This is a genomic window from Rhizobacter sp. P2_H2, assembly GCF_056403375.1.
The window spans coordinates 1-1,321 of sequence record NZ_JBFUFP010001311.1; the positions used below are offsets into that span (position 1 = coordinate 1).

2 protein-coding genes are annotated in these 1,321 nt (G+C 74.8%); one reads left to right on the forward strand and one right to left on the reverse strand.

Annotated features, from left to right (window positions below; translation table 11 throughout):
- Positions 1 to 443 (reverse strand): FHA domain-containing protein (locus tag AC1D15_RS32630; RefSeq protein WP_477829326.1); only part of this gene is annotated, 443 nt, incomplete at its 3' end.
- Positions 444 to 508: 65 nt separating this feature from the next.
- On the opposite strand from AC1D15_RS32630, the gene AC1D15_RS32635 reads away from it, so the two are divergent.
- Positions 509 to 739, forward strand: coding sequence for a hypothetical protein (locus AC1D15_RS32635; RefSeq protein ID WP_477829327.1), 231 nt, complete (start codon positions 509 to 511; stop codon positions 737 to 739).
- Positions 740 to 1,321 lie beyond the last annotated feature (582 nt).

Consider the following 1,321-nt stretch of genomic DNA (forward strand, 5'->3'; position numbering starts at 1 on the left):
CAGCGTGGCAAAGCGGCGACCGGCGCGGCGGAGGCTGCGGCCGCCTCGCCGCCCGGCGCGGCCGGCGCCGTGAAGCCGGCGGCGAGGTCGCGCACGTCGGGCCAGTCGGCCTCGGCGCGATCGACGGTGATCCACACGCCGTCGAACTCGACCGGCATGCCGGGTGCGAGCGGCACGGGCTGTTCCAGCACGCGACCCTGCGCATCCAGCACGCGGCCGCCGTCCGTGCGCACCTGCACGCTGCCGTTCGCGATCAGCAGCGTGGCGTGCCGTTCCGCGATGCGCGGACCGACCAGGATCAGCGCGCAGTCGTCGCCGCTGCCGACGGCATACTCGCCATCGCCCAGCGGCAGGCGGCTGCCGGCCTGCGCGCCCAGCAGCACCCGCAGCTCGTGCGGGCGCTCCGGCACCGGCGGCGACAGCGCCGGTTCCACCGGGGGCATCGGGGTCGGCGCCTCGCTCACAGCTCGACCCGCGCCAGCGGCTGGATGTTGACTATGACGACAACGTGCGCTCGAGGCGTGCGCTGGAACGCATCGGCTTCCGGCGCCTGCCGGTGCGCCGGCGCAGCGACAAGGAGCCGCTGCATTACATGGTCCTGGTGGCGCCGGGCGTGGAGGTCGACGCGATGGCGGTGCTGCTGGACTACCACGTGCGCGAAGAGCAGGCGACCGACTTCGAGCCCGATCCCGATCCGAAAACGGAAACGGTCGGGGTCGGCGGATCGGGGCGGCCGTGAGCTCGGTGTCGGACGATCGGCGCCGCGCCGACGAGGCCCGCGTGGCGCAGCTCGCCGAGAGCATGCGCCGCCGGCACCAGGTCGACGACGCGGTCCGGGGCGAGGCCTCGCAGCCGATGTCTGCGCAACGGGTGCTGCGCGAGGAAGCGGTGTTCAGGGATGCGGTGCAGGCTGCGCTCGACGACGGCCTGCCACGGCCGCCGGTGTGCTCGGTCGAGCCGGACGAGCCGCCGCGGGAAGAACCTGCCACCGAGCCTGTTGCGGTGCCGTTGCCGCCATCGCCATCGCCATCGCCATCGCCGCTGCGGTCGTCTTCGCCTCCCGCTGCGCCTGTGGCCACGGTGCACGTGCCACCACCCTCCACGGACACCGATCCGCAAGCGATGCCGACGGCCTCACCGGTGCCTGCGCGAGAACCGGCCCGCGGGGCGCCACCGCCCCAGGCCACGCCACTGCGTGAGCCGGGGATCGCATCGCAGTCGGCGTCTGCGCCCCCGCTCTCGCCCCCGCCAGCGCCTGCGCCAGCGCCAGCGCCAGCGCCTGTGGTGGCTCGGGCGCCTGCCCGTGCGCCTGCATCCGCAC